The organism is Aquimarina brevivitae, assembly GCF_004216895.1.
GTDB classification, from domain to species: Bacteria; Bacteroidota; Bacteroidia; order Flavobacteriales; family Flavobacteriaceae; genus Aquimarina; species Aquimarina brevivitae.
In genome coordinates this window covers 116,709-139,104 of sequence record NZ_SGXE01000006.1, presented here as the reverse complement: position 1 = coordinate 139,104, position 22,396 = coordinate 116,709, and the positions used below count along the sequence as shown (strand labels likewise).

The 22,396-nt window shown below is 35.6% G+C and carries 15 protein-coding genes; 13 read left to right on the top strand and 2 right to left on the bottom strand.

Annotated elements, in window-relative coordinates; all coding sequences use genetic code 11:
• Nucleotides 1–38: 38 nt before the first annotated feature.
• The 4 genes from EV197_RS15850 to EV197_RS15835 all read left to right on the top strand — a co-directional run bounded on the left by EV197_RS15850 (nucleotide 39) and on the right by EV197_RS15835 (nucleotide 8,551).
• Nucleotides 39–4,475 (top strand): translocation/assembly module TamB domain-containing protein, encoded by a 4,437-nt coding sequence (locus EV197_RS15850; protein WP_242610755.1) that lies wholly within the window; start codon nucleotides 39–41, stop codon nucleotides 4,473–4,475.
• A 37-nt stretch (nucleotides 4,476–4,512) separates the two neighbouring features.
• Nucleotides 4,513–5,499: a 6-phosphofructokinase gene (pfkA, locus tag EV197_RS15845; protein ID WP_130287782.1), complete on the top strand. Its 987-nt coding sequence runs from the start codon at nucleotides 4,513–4,515 to the stop codon at nucleotides 5,497–5,499.
• An 18-nt stretch (nucleotides 5,500–5,517) separates the two neighbouring features.
• Nucleotides 5,518–5,880 carry a methylglyoxal synthase gene (locus EV197_RS15840; protein WP_130287781.1) on the top strand — a complete coding sequence of 121 codons (363 nt, stop codon included), beginning with the start codon at nucleotides 5,518–5,520 and terminating at the stop codon, nucleotides 5,878–5,880.
• A gap of 484 nt (nucleotides 5,881–6,364) precedes the next feature.
• Nucleotides 6,365–8,551, top strand: a complete 2,187-nt coding sequence (locus EV197_RS15835) for a T9SS type A sorting domain-containing protein (RefSeq protein WP_130287780.1) — start codon at nucleotides 6,365–6,367, stop codon at nucleotides 8,549–8,551.
• 77 nt (nucleotides 8,552–8,628) lie between these two features.
• Here EV197_RS15835 and EV197_RS15830 read toward each other — a convergent pair whose 3' ends face one another.
• Both EV197_RS15830 and EV197_RS15825 read right to left on the bottom strand, forming a co-directional pair.
• Nucleotides 8,629–9,009, bottom strand: a complete 381-nt coding sequence (locus EV197_RS15830) for a Rid family detoxifying hydrolase (protein ID WP_130287779.1) — start codon at nucleotides 9,007–9,009, stop codon at nucleotides 8,629–8,631.
• Between the two features lie 50 nt (nucleotides 9,010–9,059).
• A complete protein-coding gene (locus tag EV197_RS15825; protein WP_130287778.1) occupies nucleotides 9,060–11,852 on the bottom strand; it encodes a putative LPS assembly protein LptD in 2,793 nt (930 codons plus the stop codon).
• A 197-nt stretch (nucleotides 11,853–12,049) separates the two neighbouring features.
• On the opposite strand from EV197_RS15825, the gene EV197_RS15820 reads away from it, so the two are divergent.
• The 9 genes from EV197_RS15820 to EV197_RS15780 all read left to right on the top strand — a co-directional run bounded on the left by EV197_RS15820 (nucleotide 12,050) and on the right by EV197_RS15780 (nucleotide 22,391).
• Entirely contained in the window at nucleotides 12,050–13,165 is a 1,116-nt protein-coding gene (locus tag EV197_RS15820) for an N-acetylmuramoyl-L-alanine amidase family protein (RefSeq protein ID WP_130287777.1), read from the top strand.
• Nucleotides 13,166–13,247: 82 nt separating this feature from the next.
• Nucleotides 13,248–14,195 (top strand): MlaD family protein, encoded by a 948-nt coding sequence (locus EV197_RS15815; protein WP_130287776.1) that lies wholly within the window; start codon nucleotides 13,248–13,250, stop codon nucleotides 14,193–14,195.
• 8 nt (nucleotides 14,196–14,203) lie between these two features.
• Nucleotides 14,204–15,523 (top strand): 4Fe-4S dicluster domain-containing protein, encoded by a 1,320-nt coding sequence (locus EV197_RS15810; RefSeq protein WP_130287775.1) that lies wholly within the window; start codon nucleotides 14,204–14,206, stop codon nucleotides 15,521–15,523.
• 58 nt (nucleotides 15,524–15,581) lie between these two features.
• Entirely contained in the window at nucleotides 15,582–16,028 is a 447-nt protein-coding gene (locus EV197_RS15805) for an LNS2 domain-containing protein (protein WP_130287774.1), read from the top strand.
• Nucleotides 16,029–16,071: 43 nt separating this feature from the next.
• Nucleotides 16,072–16,863, top strand: coding sequence for a (Fe-S)-binding protein (locus EV197_RS15800; protein ID WP_130287773.1), 792 nt, complete (start codon nucleotides 16,072–16,074; stop codon nucleotides 16,861–16,863).
• A 106-nt stretch (nucleotides 16,864–16,969) separates the two neighbouring features.
• Nucleotides 16,970–17,455 (top strand): ABC transporter ATPase, encoded by a 486-nt coding sequence (locus EV197_RS15795; protein ID WP_130287772.1) that lies wholly within the window; start codon nucleotides 16,970–16,972, stop codon nucleotides 17,453–17,455.
• A gap of 6 nt (nucleotides 17,456–17,461) precedes the next feature.
• A complete protein-coding gene (locus tag EV197_RS15790) occupies nucleotides 17,462–20,386 on the top strand; it encodes a serine hydrolase domain-containing protein (protein WP_130287771.1) in 2,925 nt (974 codons plus the stop codon).
• Between the two features lie 14 nt (nucleotides 20,387–20,400).
• Nucleotides 20,401–21,306: an aldo/keto reductase gene (locus EV197_RS15785; protein WP_130287770.1), complete on the top strand. Its 906-nt coding sequence runs from the start codon at nucleotides 20,401–20,403 to the stop codon at nucleotides 21,304–21,306.
• Between the two features lie 635 nt (nucleotides 21,307–21,941).
• Complete coding sequence (locus EV197_RS15780; RefSeq protein ID WP_130287769.1) at nucleotides 21,942–22,391, top strand: hypothetical protein; 450 nt, start codon at nucleotides 21,942–21,944, stop codon at nucleotides 22,389–22,391.
• Nucleotides 22,392–22,396: the final 5 nt, after the last annotated feature.

Sequence of the window (22,396 nt, the reverse complement as noted above, 5' to 3'; positions counted from 1 at the left end):
TTAAAACAATAAAACGTATCAAAAAACTAGGGAAAATATTGTTAAGAACATTTCTTGTTCTCTTAACGCTATTTGTCATTGCGTTAATTGTTTTTTCTTTACCAGCAGTTCAAACTTCAATAGCAAAAAAGCTTACTACGAGATTAAACAATGATTATGATGTGGACATCAGTGTTGGACGAGTAGGGTTAAGCTATTTGGGAGATGTGGACCTCAAAGAAATTTACATTAAAGACCATCATCAGGACACCCTTATTTATGCAGGAGGCATAAAGACTTCTATACTGGGGATACGCGATTTAATAAAGGGTAAGCCCTCATTGGGTTCGGTTGCTATACAGGATTTGACCTTTAGAATGAAGATTTATAAAGAGGAATCCAGTGACAACCTAATGACATTTACCCGAAAATTTAATAAAAATAATGCACCTCCTTCAGGAGAAAAGTTTGTGCTGACCACCGATAATGTCACGGTAGAGAATGGTAAGTTTAGTTTTGAAAATGAAAACTTAGAAACACCAAAATCTGTCGATTTTTATAATATTGAAATTGATGCGACTGATATGGTCGTGGATGGAGAAGATTTTTATATCACTACCAAAGAATTGGCTTTTGACAGTGGTTGGGGGCTACATTTATCAAATTTGGAAACCAATTTTAAATTGACTCCTACAAGTATGGATTTTGATAATCTTACTTTGATTACTCCGAATTCGGATATTATAGGAGATATTAATTTTGCGTTTGAGCCTGGAGGTCTCGAAGATTTTGAAAATAAAGTGGATATCGTCGCCAATTTTGATGACGCTATAATCTCTACAACGGATCTCAAATTATTCTATAGCGAATTTGGTTCAGGCTACGATTTACAATTAGATAATACGCAGGCTAAGGGTACCCTAAATGATTTTACAATTATCGACAGTGATATCAGAGGTATGGACCGTTCTATAATCAAAGGAGATTTTAGAATCAGAAATGCAGTTGGAGACCCTGAAGACTTTAAGCTCACCGGAAACTTTACCAACCTCTCTACAAATTATTATGACTTGGTTAATTTATTGCCCAATCTGTTAGGTTCTTCCTTGCCTAAAGAATTGTACAGATTAGGAAGCACTAAGCTTGTTGGCAATGCGATTGTAACGAATAACGAAGTAGATCTTGATGTAGATATATATTCCCAGTTAGGTAAGGTAAATGTTTTTGTATTATTTGGTGAGTTGGATGATATGACTAAGTCCACTTATAATGGTAATATTATTTCTGAAGGTTTTAATTTAGGAAGATTAATAGATAAAAAGTTAGTCGGTCAGACAGCTTTTAATATTCACGTAGATGGTAGTGGGTTTACCTTAGAAAGTTTGGATACTCGAGTAGAGGGAGATGTCAATAAATTTGAGTTTAATAACTATGCATATCAGAGTTTCAAGGTAAGAGGAAACCTTAAGGAAAATGTTTTTGACGGAGATTTAAGAGCAGATGACCCTAATGTAAAATTTGCGTTTACTGGTATTGCGGATCTGTCTGAGGAAATAAACAATTATGACTTTACAGCAAATATTGATTTAATTGACCTAAAGCGTTTAAACTTTTTTACAAGAGATAGTATTTCTATCTTAAATGGTGATGTAATTATGGATATGAAGGGTACTGGCCTAAATGATGCATATGGTACCATTTCTTTTGAAAAAGCATTGTATAAAAATGAATTAGCTAGTTATTATTTTGAAGATTTTACTGTAGTTTCAAGTTTTGACGAAAATCAGGTCCGAACAATTACTGTGAATAGTCCAGATATAGTGGAAGGAAGCGTATCTGGTAAATTTAGATTTGAAAACGTTTATGATTTATTTCGAAACTCCGTAGGTAGTCTATATACCAATTTTGAACCCGAAGAGGTAACCGATAATGAGTTTATGGAGTTCAATTTCAAAATTTATAATAAAATTGTAGAAGTTTTTTATCCCGAAATTGAATTTGGAGCGAATACGATTATCAAAGGAAGAGTAGAGAGTGATGATGCCGAGTTTAAACTCACTTTTAAATCTCCTGAAATTAAATTGTTTGGTAACTATTTAGGTAATATCGATGTACAGGTTGATAACAAAAATCCACTATTTAACACCTATATCGCAGTAGACACTATAGGTACAGGAGTTTATAATGCATCAGAATTTAGTCTCATTAACGTAACCTTAAAAGATACGTTGTTTATGAGATCAGAGTTTAAAGGAGGCCTCAATAATAGAGATAATTATAATCTTCAGTTTTATCACACCATCAATGAAGATAACAACTCTGTTTTTGGATTTAGAAAATCTGACTTTACGTTTAAGGATTACAAGTGGAACATCAATGAGCAACGGAATAAATCAACCAATAAGATCATCTTTGAAAATGGTTTTCAGGATTTAAATATTAAATCCTTCGTTTTGAGTCATCAAGATGAAGAGATCAATATTAATGGCCAGGTTAAAGGGAAGGATTATAAAAATATTAAAGGGGTTTTCGAAAACGTTGACTTACTAAAGATTACACCTGAAATTGATAGTTTAAAACTTAATGGTAGGGTAAATGGTGAGTTTGCGATTTTGCAGGAGGCAGGTGTTTATTTTCCTTCTTCAACGATTAAGATTACGGATTTAGCGGTCAACCAATCTACCTTGGGTATTTTAGATTTAAATATCTCCGGTGATGAAGATTTAACCGAGTTTAAAATCAATACTAAACTTACAGGTCCAAATAACGAAAACCGCTTTACGGCTATAGGCTCAATAAATGTAGAGGAACCCAATGAAACCATTGCCATGGATGTGTCATTTAATCGATTTGATATGTCCGGATTCAGTCCATTAGGAGAAGAGGTGATTACTAACATAAGAGGATTAGCTTCTGGTAATGCTAAGGTATCAGGCAAATATAGTAACCCGTCAATTGACGGCAAATTAACACTTAGTAATGCAGGATTGAATATTCCTTATTTAAACGTAGACCTAGATTTTGAAGACAACGCTGTCGTTAATTTAAAAGATCAAAGATTTATTTTTGATAATATAGCTATTACAGATACGTCATTTGAAACCCAAGGTATATTGGGTGGATTTATTGAACATTTCCAGTTTTCGGATTGGAATATGGGACTTAAATTATTAGCACCAGACCGGTTGCTGGTGTTAAATACTGAAGGGGAAGAAGATTCTTTATATTACGGTACTGCCTTTATCAGTGGACAAGCAGAGATTAATGGGCCCACCGATGAATTGGTCATTGATGTAATTGCAGAGACAGAAAGCGGAACAGTATTTAAAATTCCTTTAAATGACTCTGAATCTCTTGGTGATAACTCATACATCCATTTCCTAAGCCCTGATGAGAAAAGAGCAAGGTTAAGAGGACAAGATATTCAACTAAATGATGTTAAAGGTTTAGCCTTGAATTTTGACTTGGATGTTAACAATAATGCTGAAGTTGAAATTGTGGTTGATAAAGCATCGGGAAGCTCTTTGAAAGGTCGTGGTGCAGGAACACTTTTAATAGAGATTAATACCAACGGAAAGTTTAATATGTGGGGTGACTTTGTGGTGTATGAAGGAACCTACAATTTTAAGTATGCTGGTATTGTAGAGAAGTTATTTAGGGTAAAAGATGGGGGTACTATAGTTTGGGATGGTAGCCCAACACGTGCAGTTCTTGATTTAAGTGCCATATATAGAACCCAAGCCAACCCAGCCGTACTATTAGAAAACTCAACAATTAATAGAGATATTCCAATAGAAGTATTGATTCATTTAAATGGAGATTTGATTCAACCTGATTTGGATTTTAGTATAGACTTCCCAAACGTTTCTTCGGTTGTGAAAAGTGAGTTGGAGTATCGACTAGATAATCAATCCTCAAGAGAAATACAGGCACTTTCTTTGGTTACCCAAGGTCAATTTTATAATAGTGCCAATCTTGGTCAAAATGTAATTACTGGAAACTTGGTTGAACGCGCAAGTAGTTTAGTTAGCGGTATTTTCTCTGACCCTGATGATAAAGTAAAAATAGGATTGGATTATGTACAGGGAGATCGTTTTCAAGACCAGCAAAGATCAGATCAGTTTGGTGTAACTGTCTCTACCCAGATCAATAAAAGAGTATTGATTAATGGTAAAGTTGGAGTGCCCATAGGTGGAGTTAACCAATCGCCTATCGTGGGTAATGTAGAAATTGAATATTTATTTAATGAAGATGGTACTCTAAGAGGTAAAGTATTTAATCGCGAAAATGATATACAGTTCATTGGAGGAGAATCTCAAGGGTATACGCAAGGTATTGGATTGTCCTACTCCGTTGATTTTGATAATTTCAATGAATTATGGAGAAAGATTTTTAGTGCTAAAGTAAAAGAGTCAGATACGATAAGTAAAGTTAAAGATACGATCCAGAGAGAAACTCCGGATTTTATTAACTTTACTGATGATTCAACTAATTAAACACCATAATAACCAAAAACCAAAAAAGAAATAGCTAATGGCTAGAGAAATAAAATGTATCGGAGTCATGACCTCAGGTGGTGATGCTCCTGGTATGAATGCTGCAATACGAGCTGTCGCTAGGGCTTGTGCGTATTATAATGTACGATGTATTGGGTTTTATCGTGGATTTCAAGGTATGATTGAAGGAGATTATATCGATCTAGATGCACGTAGTGTTAGAAATATTATCAGTCGAGGGGGAACCATATTAAAGTCAGCAAGATCAAAGGAGTTTAGAACGAAAGAAGGAAGAGAAAAAGCAGCCAATCATATTAAAGAAATTGGGGTAGATGCGATGATCTTGATTGGTGGTGATGGTACTTTTAAAGGAGGTAAAGTTTTTTATGAAGAATTTGGTATTCCTGTGATCGGCGTACCAGGAACCATTGACAACGATATAGCAGGTACTAATTTTACCATTGGTTATGATACAGCGCTAAATACAGTGATTGATGCTATAGATAAGATACGAGATACAGCGAGTTCACATGACAGACTATTTTTTGTTGAGGTGATGGGTAGAGATGCTGGTTTTATTGCTTTAAATAGTGGCGTTGGAGCTGGTGCAGAAGAAATTTTAATTCCCGAGGAAGACCTCGGTCTCGACCGGTTGTTAGAATCACTAAGACGAAGCAAGAGATCCGGAAAGTCATCAAGTATCGTAGTGGTGAGCGAGGGCGATAAAATAGGAAAAAATGTCTATGAGCTTGCAGACTACGTAACCGAAAACCTTCCTGATTACGATGTTAGAGTAACCGTGCTGGGACATATGCAGCGTGGTGGAAGCCCTACTTGTTTTGACAGAACTTTAGCCAGCCGATTATGTGTTAATGCTGTTGAATTGCTGTTAGATGGTCACAAGAATATCATGGTAGGCTTAATCAATAATAACGTGGCCTATACCAGTTTTGAAGAAGGACTGAAGGAAGGACACGGTATTAACAAAGAATTACTTAGAATATCTGATATCTTATCTACCTAACTATATATTTTAAATTAAATGACAATTGCCATAATAGCACACGATGGTAAAAAGGCTGAAATGGTTCAGTTTTTACATCAGCACAAAGATATTTTACAGTCTAAGAAGTGTAATCTAATTGCTACCGGAACCACAGGGCAAAAAGCTAAAGAGGCAGGTTTTGAAGTAGAGGCTTTATTATCAGGCCCTATTGGAGGTGATGCGCAAATAGCGGCGCTAGTGGCAGAGAAAAAAGTGAATCTGGTTATCTTTTTTCGAGATCCTTTGGCAAAGCATCCGCACGAGCCAGATATCTTTATGCTTATGCGATTATGTGATGTACATAATATCCCACTCGCTACAAATCCAGCTTCGGCACAATTGTTATTAAACGGATTATAAATAAAAAGCGAGATACATTATGCTGTTCTCGCTTTTTTAGTGTTCTTCAAACCATTTTCGTAATGGTATTCCTATTCTGATCTGATCCATATGCTTCTATCTATGAATGGCATAGGCACAAGATGCAGGTAAATCTTTTAAAAAGGTCATTACTGTTTTTAGGTCCAATCTAAATTTTAAGTAAAAAGTTTTCATAATCGTAGTCTTTAAAAATTAATACTCTATTTGTTTACCTAAGTAATACCAATTCCTGTGCCAAATAATTAGAATTATATTTAATTAATTGAAATTCAATATTTTAAAATCTAACATTGCACCTTAGTCTACATTTATTTTATAAAGTAATGTTTACTGGGTATTAAGTTTTTAATACCTAATAGAAAGCTAAATGTTAATCAAATTATCATTCTATTAAGACTCAAAAAGTAGTGGGGTCAAATGAAGTCCTCCAATTAATTTTGTGAAAAACTAACACTTTCACATTATGAATAAATACTACTTTTTTACTGTGCTAGCAGTATGGTGTCTTTTTATGAGTACCAATTCAGTACAGGCTCAGGAGATAAATACAGAGCTGATTAAGATCCAAAGAAATAATTCTGAAGCTTTATCAAACTATTATGATAGTAGTCTAGCTCCATTTTATCACGGAGTTGCCTCAGGCGATCCTTTGCAGGATGCCGTAATTATTTGGACTAGGGTCACAACCAATAGCCTCAGCGTTCAGGGTTTCTGGAAAGTTTCAACGACACCTGATATGAACTCGGTTGTATCTCAAGGACAATTCACTACGAATCAATCCAAAGACTACACCGTTAAAGTGGATGTAACCGGGCTTCAACCCTTTACGACCTATTATTATCAATTCGAGGCAGAAGGAAAGAACTCTATAATCGGTAGAACAAGAACTGCTCCTGCAAAAACAGCGATGGTGGATAATCTAAGATTTGCAATTGTTTCTTGCTCCAATTATCAAGGAGGATACTTTAATGCTTATAACCAAATCACTAAACGATCTGATATAGATGCAGTAATACACTTAGGAGATTACATTTACGAATATGAAACGGGCGGGTATGGTGACAACTCTCTTACTGATAGAGGACACGTACCTAATAATGAAACAATTACATTGGATGATTATCGAGTCCGCCATTCTTATTATAAATTAGATCCTATGTTGCGCAATGTACATCGGCAACATCCCTTTATTACCATTTGGGATGATCATGAGTTTGCTAATGATGCTAATCAATTTGGAGCAGAAAATCATCAACCAGCTACAGAAGGAGATTGGCAAACAAGAAAAAATAATGCTTATAAGGCATATTTTGAATGGATGCCGATCCGTGCCAACTCAATTGAGGAGTATAGGCTATACAGAAAAATTTCTTACGGTAACCTCGTAGATTTGATAATGCTGGACACCAGAATTGAGGGCAGAGACACCCAGGTAGATAGCTCTAAAGATTTAATTAGTAAAGCAGCTAAAAATAAAGTGTTTAAGGATTTGGTGAATAAAACCATAGCTGGCAAAAATTTAAATAATCCTGATGAACTAAAAGAGGTGTTACGAACCGTACTACCGTTTGTAATAAATATAAATGATAATAGTAAACAAGAAAATTCAATAACTACAAAAGAATTTGAAGAATTGATCAACCGATTTAGTGAATTGGTAATCACTAAAAAGTCCTTAGATAATCAAAAAGAAACCGAACGATTACAATATTTATTATCAAAGGGTAATAAATACAATAACGAAACTTTAGCAGATGCTAACAAAGCGGTATATAAATCAATCTTAGGTCAAGACCAATTTAACTGGTTGACAGCTACACTTCAGGCTTCAGAATCGAAGTGGAAGATTATTGCTAACCAGGTAATGATGATGCCTTGGAACGGCGTACCTACAAATGATGCCTGGGATGGATATGATACCGAAAGAAATCGTTTGTTATCCTTTATTAAAAATAATGACATAGATAATGTAGTGGTACTAACTGGTGATATCCATAGTACTTTTGCAGGAGAGGTGAGGTATAACGGAACTTGTGAGGCTTGTGAGTTTGTTGTACCAAGTGTAACTTCGACCAATTTAGATTTTCTTGGTGGAGCCATTTCTGGTATCTCTGAATTTTATGTTCGTTTGTTAAATTGGCATATGAAAGATGTGGATTTAGATAACCATGGATATTATATTTTAGACGTAAGAGAAAATAGGGTACAAGCAGATTGGTATGATACAGAGGTGATTGATAGACCTTATGATCAGGAACGAAGATCAAGAGGCTGGTATGTAAATGCTGATAATTGTAGATTATACAAAGCAAGATCAGCTGCGGTAGCCACACAATCCAGAAGAACGGAGGATTTAGCAAGTGTGAATACTCCATTAGCTACTGTAGAAGATCTACTAATATTAGGAGTTTATCCTATTCCTGTTAGTGATAAAGGAAATATTCATTATATAGCGAATACAGATACACGAGTTCGAATCGCGTTATATGATACCAATGGTAGGCTGGTTAGCATTTTACAAGATGAACAATTAGTAAAAGGAATGTATAATCTAAGTTTTGAAGTCAATACTTTATCAACGGGTAGTTATATCATGACGATTGAAAGTAATGGTACCAAAGCTACTAGAAACATACTAATTCAACGATAACGTATTGTAGTATAAAAAACTCCCTTTACGAAGTGTAGAGGGAGTTTTTTTATTTCCATAGCTTATGGATTAACTTTTTATTTTACTGCAATCATAGAGATTTCAACGTTAACGGATTTAGGTAACGTTTTTACCGCAACCGTTTCTCTGGCAGGAGCAGTATCCTCATTCAGGTAACTACCGTATACTTTATTTACGGCTTCAAAATTGTTCATATCAGACAAAAATATTGTCGATTTGATTACATTTTCGAAGGTCATTCCTACTTCGTCCAGGATGGCTTTAAGGTTTTTCATTACTTGATCGGTTTCCATTGCAATAGAATCCATAATAAGCTTTCCTGAATCAGGGTCTAATGCAATTTGACCAGAGGTATATAGAGTGTTTCCTGATAATATAGCTTGGCTATATGGTCCGATAGGTGCAGGAGCTTTGGTGGTTGTAATTATTGTTTTCATATGTGTGTTTTAAGAAAATGAGTAACTATTACAATAGTTCAAGATACGAACTATAAATTACGATCAGGTTGTCTTCTTTTTTCGTATTTGATATCTCGTAGACTCGATGCTTTGATTCCAATAAAGAAATTCCAGGATTGTCTAGGCCCAAAAGGAATCCAATTAAAACTCATTCGCCAACTTTCCAAATCCCTTTGGAATCGAAGTGAGGTAAAGGTGAAACCAGGATCTTTTAGATCATAACCAGACGAAACACCAACCTTCCATCTCGGTGCTAGTTCTACATCTCCAGTAAACATAATGGAATGCGATGATATTTCATTTTGCCTGGCATTGTTGCTATAATTTACGGTATACGCCAAGCGAAGAGACCAGGGTATTTTGTAATTGTAATTTTTAAAATCACCTACTTCGGTATCCTGATCTTCTACATAGGATTGATTATCGTTAAAATTTGTATCTCCGAAGAGATCGTCTGTGCGCCCTCCATTTGCTAATACTTGATTGTCTAGTGGATCTGTTTCTTTTCGGTCTCGTTCAAAATCTTTGCTAGAAAAAGAATATCCAAAATTGGCACTGGCTCTGGTAAGTCTAAATAGGCTACCTCCATTGTTGATATTCCAAACATCTATCTTTCTATTGTTATTGTCCAATGCATAAGGATCTAGCTCAGCCCCAAAGTTAATATCTAACTTATTTTTTATTATAGGGAGATTACCTCGAACAGAAATAGGGCTTAACTTAAGTGAATCCCCAGCTAAATTATAAGCGGTGGAGAAGGTTAAGTTGTTTAATAATATGATTTTCTCTGCCTCTGTCGCTGTAGTATCTTTACTTTTCACCTTTGCTTCGAGGTTATTACTTATCGAAAAGCCAATACTGCTCGAAAACGTATTACTCGGAGCTCCAAAAAAACCACCTTGAAAACGAGAGTATTCTACCTCCTCTTCAGTTTCAATTTCTGGTGTTAAGGGGTCATCGTCAATAGGTCTGATATAGGTGTCATAATATTGATCAAATGCAGGGTTGATACTGTAACTGATCGAAGGTCGAATCGTATGCCGAATGGCTTGAATTTTTTTATCCTTATCAAAATTGAAGGTTCCATAAATGGTGGTTCCTAAACTAGTAGAAAAGTTGTAAGTTCTAAAAGCATCAAAACCGGTGATAGTATCTCTTTGGACCCCTCCAGCACCGTTATTGAGGTTTTCATCATAACTTTGTTCTACCGTTTCAAACACCCAATTTTCTTGAAAATTAGTGCCCATAGAGGCGCTGATATATTTAAAAATCTTAAAGTTGGTACTTATGGGTATGCTGTGTTGAATTCCCATTTGTGCATCTTCAAACATTCTACCTGTAAATAAATCATCATCCGTGGTTTGGATTCTGTTTTCAGCCCTAACATTATATTGCGTATTGATATTATGGATTAATCCTTTTTTGGTTCCCGTTTTTGGAGCAAATGGAAAAATCCTGGATACACTAGCATTCATATTAGGTAGGGATAGATTTACAGTACCTGTATTGGTGTTAGAGTTGTGTGTTGCTGCTAAATTTACATTTACTTGTGGATCTCCTGGAAAGGTCTTAGAATAGGAAATAGAAGAATTGATTTGGTTATTTAAGAAATTGGGGGTGTTCAACTGGTTTGTAGATTGTCTAAAGAAATTACTACTACCAAAGTTTACGGAAGCAGAAAACCTACTGGTTGGATTAGCTTTAGCATCCTGGCTGTGATTCCATTGAATATTATAAGTAGTGGTCCTGGAAAAATCAGGAAACCCCCGTTCACTATTCAAGTTATTTTCAAACCTGAAACGCAAATTTCCTCTATATCTATAGCGTAGGGCATAAGCGGATTCCATGGATAAAGTATAACTACCATTAGTATAATAATCTCCAAGTAGCGTTAGATCTACGTAATCACTAATGGCAAAATAATAACCACCATTCTGAAGAAAATATCCTCGTTGCCGTTCATCTCCATAACTTGGTATGATAAAACCTGAGGTTCTGTCTTCTGTAAATGGGAAATAACCAAAGGGTAACCCTAAAGGTGTCGGTACATCAGCGATGTACATATTTACCAATCCGGTTACGATTTTCTTCTTAGGAACAAACTTAATTCTACGCGCATAGAAATAATATTCCGGATCATCCACATTTTCGGAGGTGGTAAATTTTACATTCTGCATATAAATTACAGAGTCATTGACCCGTTTGGACACCTCGTTTTTTATCCTAAAACCACTTTGCTCCGTTCTTGAATTATAGATTAATGCTTTTTCGGTATCAAAGTTAAAACGTATGGAGTCTGGTTCTACAATATTAGCCCCTTGTTTAAAAACAGGAGCTTGGGAATAGGCGCCAACCGAATCTTTTATACCATAAGCATATACTTCATTTTTATTGTTGTCTAATATGATTAAACCTGCATTGAGTTGTATATCTCCATAAATGATTTGTGCATTGTCATGGAGATACATTTTATTTTCTCTTCTGCTTAATCGCATATAGTCCGTAGCACTGTAAACTACATTGTCAGTTAGGTATGAGGTTTCCGCAGGTATTGTATCTTTTTTGGTGGTATCTTGACTTTTTTCGGATAGTACGCGTTCTGCATTAATAGTTAAACTGTCTGCTGTTCTTGGAGTAGCTTTCTCTGTAGTATCTTGGACCACAGGGATTTGAACATCAGCTGTTTTATTAGTTTCCTGACCCACTATTTGTACCACAAAAAATAGTGAAAAACTTAGTGAATAAAGTATATTACGTACCGTTGTTTGCAATGGTTTAAATCCTATTTTTGTAAAACTATGGCTTAGTTTTTGAAGTGCCAAAATTACATATATTTTTAATGTAGTGATTGTAATTAGTAAAAAAATGCAGTTTAAATAAAAAACAACATTTTACGTCACTATTAAGAATACAATAAAACGCAATTCAGAATACATAACCATAGAACCTTATTTTTATTACATTAAATACGGTAAAGGATAAAGGATGTTTCAGATTTGTAATAAATTTTGCTAGTTTGATGAAAAAAAATTGGATAATACGATGTTGTTTAGTAGGGATTCTAGTCTTGTTGGTGGAACATACAACGGTTGCTCAAGATGATACCAAGTACGTTGTAGTCTTAGATGCCGGGCACGGAGGTCATGATCCAGGGAATAGAGGAAATGGCTATAAAGAGAAAGATATTGCCCTCAAAGTTGTTTTGGAAGTAGGTAAGATTTTAGAACAGGATAAACGTTTTAAAGTGGTTTACACTCGAAAAACGGATAAGTTTATTGAATTGCACGAGCGGGGCAGTATTGCAAATAAAGCTAAAGCGGATCTATTTGTTTCCATACATTGTAATTCCCATCGCTCCCAGGCTTTTGGAACAGAAACCTTTGTACTTGGATTACACGCTAATGATGAAAATTTTAGTGTGGCTAAAAATGAAAACTCGGTAATATTGTTAGAGGATAATTACCAAGAAAATTATGAAGGCTTTGACCCTAATTCTCCGGAGTCAATCATTGGTCTGACTTTGATGCAAGAGGAGTATTTGGATCAAAGTTTAACTTTAGCAAGCTTTGTGCAAAATAGATTTAAAAAGAATCTAAAGAAGAAAAATAGAGGTGTAAAACAAGCTGGGTTTGTAGTACTTCATCAAACGTATATGCCTAGTGTGTTAATTGAGCTCGGATTTTTAACCAATAAGGATGAAGGTAAATATCTAAATTCAACCACCGGTCAGTTAGAAATGGCCAAGTCAATTGCTACATCCGTTATCGATTACAAAGAAAGTTTGGATGCTATTTATTATGTGCCTAAAACACCCGAGCCCAAACCACCTAGTGTGGATATAGAAGGAGATGCGGTGTATAAGGGAGTAGTTTTTAAGGTTCAAATTGCAGCAGGGTCAACGGACATACCTCTTGAACCGTTCAATTTTAATGGACTGGATAAAATTTCAAAAATGCAGTCAGGGGATTTTTACAAGTATTTCTATGGATCTACCTCTAACTATACTATGATACAGGAACTTAAGGATTTTGCAATATCTAAAGGGTTTACCTCTAGTTTTATCGTAGCTTTTAAGAATAGCGAAAATATACCTTTGTCAGAAGCTTTAAAAAATCAAACTGATTCCAATAAATAAGGAATTTACTGTTAATTCATTGTTGATAGTACGGTCATAATCTAATTTTTATTCTAAATTTGTCATCAAAATAGAAAATGTTTTGAAATTTACGCGAGAGGTTAAAACAGGGTTGCTAGCTGTAGCAGCTATAGTATTATTTATTTTTGGATATTCTTTCTTAAAGGGGAAAAATCTTTTAGAAGATGACCGCACATTCTACGCTATTTATGAAAATGTTGAAGGTTTAATTCCTTCTTCTCCAGTTACGATTAATGGATTAACTGTTGGGCAGGTGATTTCAATCGACTTTGCGGATAATAAAGGAAACCTACTGGTTACCTTTAATGTGGATAAAGAATTTAAGTTTTCAAAGAATAGCTTAGCTCAAGTTTATGGAGGTGGTTTGATAGGAGGTAAATCCCTTGCTATTATTCCAGTCTATGAAGAAGGTCAGGAAGCTAAGGATCAGGATACCTTACCCGGTAAAGTAGAAGAAGGGCTTCTGGAATTGGTAAATGATCGTCTTACCCCATTACAAGAGAAGCTTGAAGCTGCTATTACTGATGCGGATACCATCTTTAAGACGTTAGGATCAACCAATAACCGAAAAAATGTGAATAAGATTTTCGAGGACTTGAGTGTTGCTGTAAACGATTTTAAAGGCATCTCCAATAAACTAAATAGAATATTAGCAAATAACGAAACCAACCTGAATAAAACATTTACAAATTTTAATGAAGTATCAGGCAAACTAAACCAGTTTGGAGATACTTTAGCTAAAGTAAATATCAATAAAATTAGTGAAGACCTTGGAGAGGTTCTAAAAAGCTTTAAACAAATCTCAACTAATCTAGAATCCGGTAAGGGAACCGCCGGTAAACTCTTAAAAGACGAGAAACTTTATGATAATTTATCTCAAACAAGTAAAGAACTAGAGCTGCTATTACAGGATATGAGGTTGAATCCTAAACGATATGTTCATTTTTCAGTGTTTGGAAAAAAGAATAAAGAATATCAGCCACCTAAAGAAGAAGATACAATTAACTAACTATACTCATGCAATACATACCAAATATACTATTTGTTATAGCCCTTGTATTAGGGATTGGATATTTTACTAAAAACGTAAGAAAATTAATCAGAAACATACGTCTGGGTAAAGATGTGGATAGATCTGATAATAAATCAGAGCGATTTAAGCATATGGCCAGGATTGCATTAGGACAATCCAAGATGGTAAAAAGACCAATTGCTGGATTTTTACACGTCATAGTTTATGTAGGTTTTATCATCATCAACATCGAAGTGTTAGAGATCATCATCGACGGTATTTTTGGAACACACAGGATTTTTGCATTTTTAGGAGGATTCTATGACTTCTTAATTGGTTCGTTTGAAATATTAGCGCTATTAGTATTAGTAAGTGTTATCGTATTTTGGGCTCGAAGAAATATTTTAAATATAGCTCGATTTAAATCCTTAAAAGGATGGCCAAAAAATGATGGTAATATTATTCTATATTTTGAGGTCGTATTAATGGGATTATTCCTTACGATGAATGCAGCAGATTTGCAGTTACAAGAACTAGGAGCGGACCATTATATAAAAGCAGGTGCCTATCCGGTGAGCCAGTTCATTACACCAATTTTTGATGGAATGTCACAAGGAACCGTGTTTATGATCGAAAGAGCAGCTTGGTGGTTACATATCTTAGGGATTTTAATTTTTCTAAACTACCTGTATTTCTCTAAGCATTTACATATATTATTGGCATTTCCTAATACCTATTATGCCAATCTTAAACCACAAGGACAGTTTGATAATTTAGAGGCCGTTACTAATGAGGTAAAGTTAATGATGGATCCAAGTGCTGACCCATTTGCTGCAGCTCCAGAGGGAGAAGAAGAGGCTGAACCAGAAAAATTTGGTGCATCTGATGTAGCAGATCTTAATTGGGTACAATTGTTAAATGCATATACTTGTACAGAATGCGGACGTTGTACTAGTGAATGTCCGGCAAACCAAACCGGAAAGAAATTATCCCCACGTAAGATCATGATGGATACCCGGGACCGTATGGAAGAAGTGGGTAAAAATATAGACAAGAACGGTAGCTTTGTTGATGATGGCAAGCAGTTGCTTAATGATTATATCACAGCAGAAGAATTATGGGCCTGTACCAGTTGTAATGCTTGTGTAGAAGCTTGTCCGGTAAGTATTAATCCACTTTCTATTATTATGGATATGAGACGCTATTTAGTAATGGAACAAAGTGCAGCGCCATCAGATTTAAATAATATGATGTCTAATGTAGAAAACAATGGTGCTCCTTGGCCATTTAACCAAATGGATCGATTGAACTGGAGCAAAGAATAGCAATCTACATCACTTTTATTAACCTTTAAACCAAAAAGAAATTTAGAACTTGAATACTATGAAGAAGGAAGAAGTAGAAAAATTATTACACGATAAGGTTGAAGCAGGAGAGCATATTAGTCCTGTTTTACCCGAAGGAATTAAAAATTATCTGATTGATATTGATGGAACGATTACTGAAGACGTTCCTAATGAAGAGCCAGAGCGAATGGAAACCTGTGAGCCTTTTCCTGATGCTTTAAATACTATCAATAATTGGTACGAAGAAGGACATATCATTTGTTTTTTTACGTCACGCACTGAAGATCACCGAGAAGTAACCGAAAACTGGTTACAAAAGCATGGGTTTAAGTATCATAGTATTTTAATGGGCAAGCCTAGGGGAGGGAATTATCATTGGATTGATAATCACTTAGTGAAAGCTACCCGATACTCCGGTAAGTTTACAGACCTAGTGGAGCGTGTAGTAACGATAGAAGTGTTTGATGATGGTAAACACGATTAAAATTTTTAGAAAACTAGATTTAATAATACAATAGTCTTATAATATGAGTGAAGCAATAAAAGTGCCTACTATGGCAGAATATATGGCTGAAGGTAAACAACCTGAAGTTTTATTTTGGGTTGGATGTGCAGGTAGTTTCGATGATAGAGCCAAAAAAATAACTAAAGCTTTCGTAAAACTGTTGCATAACGCTAATGTTGACTTTGCTGTTTTAGGTACTGAAGAAAGTTGTACAGGAGATCCTGCAAAGCGCGCAGGGAATGAGTTTTTATTTCAGATGCAGGCAGTAACTAATATTGAGGTGATGAATGCGTATGAGGTAAAGAAAGTGGTAACAGCTTGTCCACATTGCTTCAATACAATCAAAAATGAATACCCATCCTTAGGTGGTGACTACCAGGTAATGCATCACACGCAATTCCTTAAGTCGTTATTAGAGGAAGGCCGCTTAAAAGTAGAAGGCGGCAAGTTCAAAGGCAAAAGAATTACCTTTCACGATCCTTGCTATTTAGGCCGTGCCAATAATGTATATGAAGCCCCAAGAGATTTGTTGCGAAAGCTTGAAGCAGAATTGGTAGAGATGAAAAACTGCAAAAAGAAGGGACTTTGTTGTGGAGCAGGAGGAGCACAAATGTTCAAAGAACCAGAACCTGGTAATAAAGATGTCAATATCGAAAGAACCGAACAAGCCCTAGAAACTAAGCCAGATATTATTGCAGCAGGTTGTCCTTTTTGCAACACTATGATGACAGATGGCGTTAAGAATAAGGAAAAAGAAGACAGTATAGAGGTGTTAGATGTGGCAGAACTAATAGCCAATGCCAAAGATCTATAAACCGGTAGAACTGGAGTTTATAAAAAAAGAGTTGGTATGCGCTTCATATTAACTCTTTTTTTTCATCATACGTACTATTGTTTTTTACATTAGCAAAAAAATTGTCATGTTAGTAGCGTTTAATACTTTGCCGGATAATGCCAGAGTTTGGATTTATCAGGCAAATAGGTCTTTTACTGAAGACGAGATAGCAGAAATTAAGACAAAATTAGATGCATTTATCACCCAATGGACAGCACACGGGGCTGCACTAAGATCGGGGTATGATATTCGTTATAAGCGGTTTATAATTTTAGCTTTGGATCAACAACTCAATCAGGCAACTGGTTGTTCAATAGATGCCTCAGTACATTTTATTCAGCAATTAGAGAAAGAATACAACGTAGATTTGATGGATAAAATGAATGTTTCTTTTAAGCAAGGTGAGTTTGTAGCATATAAACCCCTTGTTGAATTCAAAAAAATGGCAAAAAACCGTTCGGTTTCCCCCAATACCATTGTTTTTAATAATTTAGTAACTAATCTGGCAGAGTATAAATCTAGCTGGGAGGTGCCTGCTAAAGAAAGTTGGCACAGTCGATTTTTAAAGTAATCTTTTGTGAAGTATAGTCCTAGGAAGTTAACCTTAATCCTTTTTTTAGTTGTTTCTGTAAGCGCGTTCTGTCAAGAGGCTAATCCGTTGGTGGTCAAAAATTTTAATGCGCAGAAAAAGTGGGTCGATAGCATCTATAATCAGATGTCCTTGGCAGAGAAGGTAGGTCAGCTATTTATGGTTGATGCCTATTCGTCTTGGAGCACCGCTGAACTTAACAAAATCAAGAAACAGATCAAAGAAAACCATATTGGAGGTATTATATTTTCTAAAGGAGGGCCTTATCGCCAGGCTAAAATCAATAATGAATTTCAAGAATTAGCGAAAGTTCCACTTTTGGTGGGTATGGATGCAGAGTGGGGGTTAGCAATGCGTTTAGACTCCACCTATGCTTTCCCTTGGAATATGACATTGGGAGCGATAAAAGATAATTGGCTGATCGAAAGAACTGGTAAGCAAATCGCTAAGCACTGTAAACGACTAGGAGTACATTTCAATTTTGCTCCGGTGGTGGATATCAATACCAACCCTAAAAACCCGATTATAGGAAATCGATCCTTTGGTGAGGACAAAGAAAATGTAACCCAAAAAGCATTGGCTTTTATGAAAGGGTTGCAATCCGAAGGCGTATTGGCTAACGCAAAACACTTTCCTGGTCACGGGGATACCGATAGCGATTCTCATAAAACCTTACCTACTGTGGACTTTGAGGCTGCCAGAATAGATAGTGTAGAGCTCTATCCGTATAAGAAGTTGATCAAAGAAGGTTTGTCTAGTGTTATGGTAGCACACCTTAATATCCCAAGTTTAGAGTCTAGATCTGGGTATCCTTCATCGATTTCAAAAAATATAGTGACAACTATTCTTAAGGATAGCTTGAACTTTAATGGGTTAATTTTTACTGATGCTCTTAATATGAAGGGAGCTTCTAATTTTAAAGAACCCGGGGATATTGATTTAGCGGCTTTTTTAGCGGGTAATGACGTATTACTCATTTCAGAAAATGTGCCCTTAGCTGCACAAAAAATTATGGAGGCGTACGAATCGGGTAAGATCACTGAGCAACGTTTAAGTCATTCCGTTAAAAAGATTTTATATGCAAAATATAAAGTGGGCCTGCATCAGTATAAACCGGTGGATTTAGCATATTTACATCAGGACTTGAATAGTATACAGGATGACGTGTTGCACGAAGAGCTTGTGGAGCATTCTTTGACCCTAATTAAAAATGATCGAGCAATTCTTCCGGTAAAAAATCTGGACCTAAAGAAAATAGCCTATGTAAGCCTTGGCGATGATGATGGACAACCATTTTTTGATCAGTTAAACTTGTATGCACAGGTAGATTGGATTAAAGGAGATAAACTGAGCGACATCTTAGAGCAATTAAAACAATACAATTATGTAATCATAGGGTATCATAAATCCAATAAAAGCCCTTGGGCAGCTTATGAATTTAAGGATAAAGAATTAGTATGGTTGTATGAAATAGCGCGCTTAAACCCAACAATACTTTCGGTATTTAGTAGGCCCTATGCAATGCTCGATCTAAAATCGACAACTAATTTTGAAGGGATACTAATGGCGTATCAAAATAGTGAAGTTGCTCAGCAAAAAGCGGCTCAATTATTATTTGGAGCTATTGAAGCAAAAGGAGAATTACCGGTTAGTTTGGGAGAAGAGTATCCAGTAGGATCAGGGTATGAAACACGATCCCTAAAAAGACTATCCTACGGATTACCAGAGCAGGTCGGTATCAACTCTTATAAGTTACAACAGGTCGATTCCATTGTCAATGTAGCTTTAGCAGAGGACATGACACCTGGCGTGCAACTTTTAATTGCTCGAAAAGGAAAGGTGATTTATCATAAAAATTATGGTTATCATACCTATAAAAAACAGCGAAAAGTAAAATTAACAGATATCTATGACTTAGCATCGTTGACTAAAATTTTAGCCACCCTTCCGTTGTTGATGGAGTTGAGAGATCAAGGTTTGGTGTCCTTAGACAGTAAAATAGGGGATATGCTACCTGATTTTAAAGGCTCTAATAAGGAAAATATCAATATTAAGGATATGTTGTCTCACTACGCAAGGCTTAAGGCATGGATACCTTTCTATTTACATACGTTAGATTCGGTAACCACTGCTCCAAGCCCGAAATATTATCGCAAAAAGAAATCAGAAGAGTTTAATATTGAAGTCACGGATCAATTGTATTTGAGATCGGATATGAGAGACTCTTTAATGTTACAGATTAAGGAGAGCGAGCTACGAGACCGTTTGAGTTATCGCTATAGTGATTTACCGTATTATTTATTGAAAGCTTATATTGAAAAGCATTACGAAAATAATTTAGACAATCTTACACAACAACACTTTTATAATCCATTAGGGGCAAGTAATATGGGATTTCTGCCCTTAAAAAAGTTTGATAAGGATCGAATTGTGCCTACAGAGGATGATCAAATATTTCGCAAGCAAGTAGTACATGGATATGTGCACGATCAAGGTGCAGCCATGTTTGGTGGTATAGGAGGCCATGCAGGGCTTTTTGCCAATGCCAATGATGTCGCCAAAATTATGCAGATGTATCTAAATAAGGGATACTACGGAGGTAAAAAGTACTTGAGTGGTAATACTTTGGATGAGTTCAATACCTGCTACTATTGTGATGATGATGTGCGAAGAGGAATAGGTTTTGACAAACCTCAATTAGGTGATGTAGGCCCAACTTGTGGTTGCATATCGATGACGAGTTTTGGTCACAGTGGATTTACGGGTACATTCACTTGGGCAGATCCTGAAGAGCAGTTGATCTATGTGTTTTTAAGTAATAGAACCTATCCGGATGCAGCCAATCGCAAATTAATTAGCAACGATATACGGTCGGAAATACAACGTGTGATTTATAAGGCTATAATACGTTAAATAGATAGATAAAGATGACTCCACAAAAGCTTTCTAACAATGGACTAAAGGTATCAGGTATTGTTGCGGGTTGTATGAACTGGGGTGAATGGGGTGCTCAACTATCGGTAAATAAAACGGCCCAGCTAATCGATAATTGTTTGGAAATTGGAGTTACTACTTTCGATCACGCTGATATCTATGGACATTATACAACCGAAGCGTTATTTGGTAAAGCGATTAAGAACAGATCATCACAGCGAACCGCAATGCAGCTCATCACCAAATGTGGCATACAATTGGTTACTCCAAATAGACCGGCACATCAATTAAAGTCATATAATACGAGTAAAGATCATATTTTGAAGTCCGTAGATCGGTCATTAACTAATTTGCAGACAGACTATATTGATCTTTTATTACTACATCGGCCATCACCATTAATGCGGCCCGAAGAAATTGCCGAAGCATTTACTGCGTTAAAGGATAGTGGTAAGGTGATACACTTTGGTGTTTCTAACTTTACAACTTCTCAATTTGAACTTTTAGACTCCTATGTTATGCTCTGCACTAACCAAATAGAAGTATCTCCGGTACAACTAGATCCATTTATTGATGGCACTTTAGATCAATGTATGCAAAAGGGTATAGCACCAATGGCATATTCTACACTTGCCGGTGGGCAATTTTTTAATAGTAAACCTTCGGAGCGAATTCAACGCATCAAAAAAGTGCTAAACGAATTAGCTAATACCTATAGTTTAGGTATGGATCAAATCCTATTAGCCTGGATCCTAAAACATCCATCAAATATCATCCCTGTGGTTGGTTCCACAAAAATGAATAGAATAAAGGATACCACTGAAGTAAGCCGTACGACACTGACGGATCAAGACTGGTTTAAAATATACGAGGCCTCTCTGGGTCATGAAGTAGCTTAAGATCGCTTATTTTTTATTTATTTTCTTTACCGTAATCCATTTTTGGAATACTTATTGTTAAAGTTTTAAGAACCATAGTAACAATTTTGGGGTTACTGACACATATAAGTGGATAGTGGCGCTAATGCTGCTAAAGTTTAAGTTTGTGTGTTACAAAAAATCGTATAGGTCGTGGAATATTTGGGGTAATGGACCGCGACCTGATTTTTTGTTATGATGCTTCAGGATAGTACGCTTCAAATTTTAAAAAATATCAATTTATAGAGTAACATTATAACCTTTCCAGACACATAAGAGTATAAGTATAGCACTAATGCCAAAATAACATCGCTAGACTTATGTATGTTAATAAAGCCACGGCAACAAGGATAGGGGTATCGGTGTGTCGTGGTTTTTTGTTTAGCATTTGTAGCAGATGGATAAACCGATAATGCGGTAAAACAATAATAACGATAGGGGTATTTTATAGTTTATTCTTATTAAATTACTAGTAAATCTTAATTTTAAGATAATTTTATGTATATTTATCCTGAACCTTAACGTAATGGCAATTTTTTAACCAAATAGTTGCACAATCGTAATGAGAAGATTTTCACACATCGTCACTAATTACCTCACTCAAAACTCCACCTTCCATGAATAGGTATAGGCTTACTATTGTGGGATCGGTACTGGCTATATCGATCTACCTAATCAACAATTTTCTAGAAATCAACATTTTTACTTACGTACTCAATTTTTTTGCAAGTCTCGAAAAATCGATCTTAGAATTGATTGTTTTACTTGGGATCGTTGTACTTTTTGTTAGTATTGATTATTACAGAAACAGCAGGGAATCACAGCTTGAAAAAGCAAAACGCAATATTTACAAAGCAATGCTTTGCTCAAGCCATCATATCTTAAATAGTTTTTTGTATCAAATGGATATCTTTAAAATCACAGCAGAACATACCCCAGGTTTTGATGCTAAAACGCTAGCTTTCTATGAAGATATCGTAGATGATACCTCAGACAAAATACAATCTTTGAGTAATTTAAAGTCTATCGATGAGTTTTCGATCAAGACCTCGGTGATGACAAAATGAATGGT

Bases quoted from the DNA above. Each gene is read 5' to 3' on its own strand.
- pfkA (WP_130287782.1), top strand. From the start codon at position 4,513: ATGGCTAGAGAAATAAAATGTATCGGAGTCATGACCTCAGGTGGTGAT.
- EV197_RS15840 (WP_130287781.1), top strand. From the start codon at position 5,518: ATGACAATTGCCATAATAGCACACGATGGTAAAAAGGCTGAAATGGTT.
- EV197_RS15835 (WP_130287780.1), top strand. From the start codon at position 6,365: ATGAATAAATACTACTTTTTTACTGTGCTAGCAGTATGGTGTCTTTTT.
- EV197_RS15830 (WP_130287779.1), bottom strand. From the start codon at position 9,009: ATGAAAACAATAATTACAACCACCAAAGCTCCTGCACCTATCGGACCA.
- EV197_RS15820 (WP_130287777.1), top strand. From the start codon at position 12,050: ATGAAAAAAAATTGGATAATACGATGTTGTTTAGTAGGGATTCTAGTC.
- EV197_RS15810 (WP_130287775.1), top strand. From the start codon at position 14,204: ATGCAATACATACCAAATATACTATTTGTTATAGCCCTTGTATTAGGG.
- EV197_RS15805 (WP_130287774.1), top strand. From the start codon at position 15,582: ATGAAGAAGGAAGAAGTAGAAAAATTATTACACGATAAGGTTGAAGCA.
- EV197_RS15800 (WP_130287773.1), top strand. From the start codon at position 16,072: ATGAGTGAAGCAATAAAAGTGCCTACTATGGCAGAATATATGGCTGAA.
- EV197_RS15795 (WP_130287772.1), top strand. From the start codon at position 16,970: ATGTTAGTAGCGTTTAATACTTTGCCGGATAATGCCAGAGTTTGGATT.
- EV197_RS15785 (WP_130287770.1), top strand. From the start codon at position 20,401: ATGACTCCACAAAAGCTTTCTAACAATGGACTAAAGGTATCAGGTATT.
- EV197_RS15780 (WP_130287769.1), top strand. From the start codon at position 21,942: ATGAATAGGTATAGGCTTACTATTGTGGGATCGGTACTGGCTATATCG.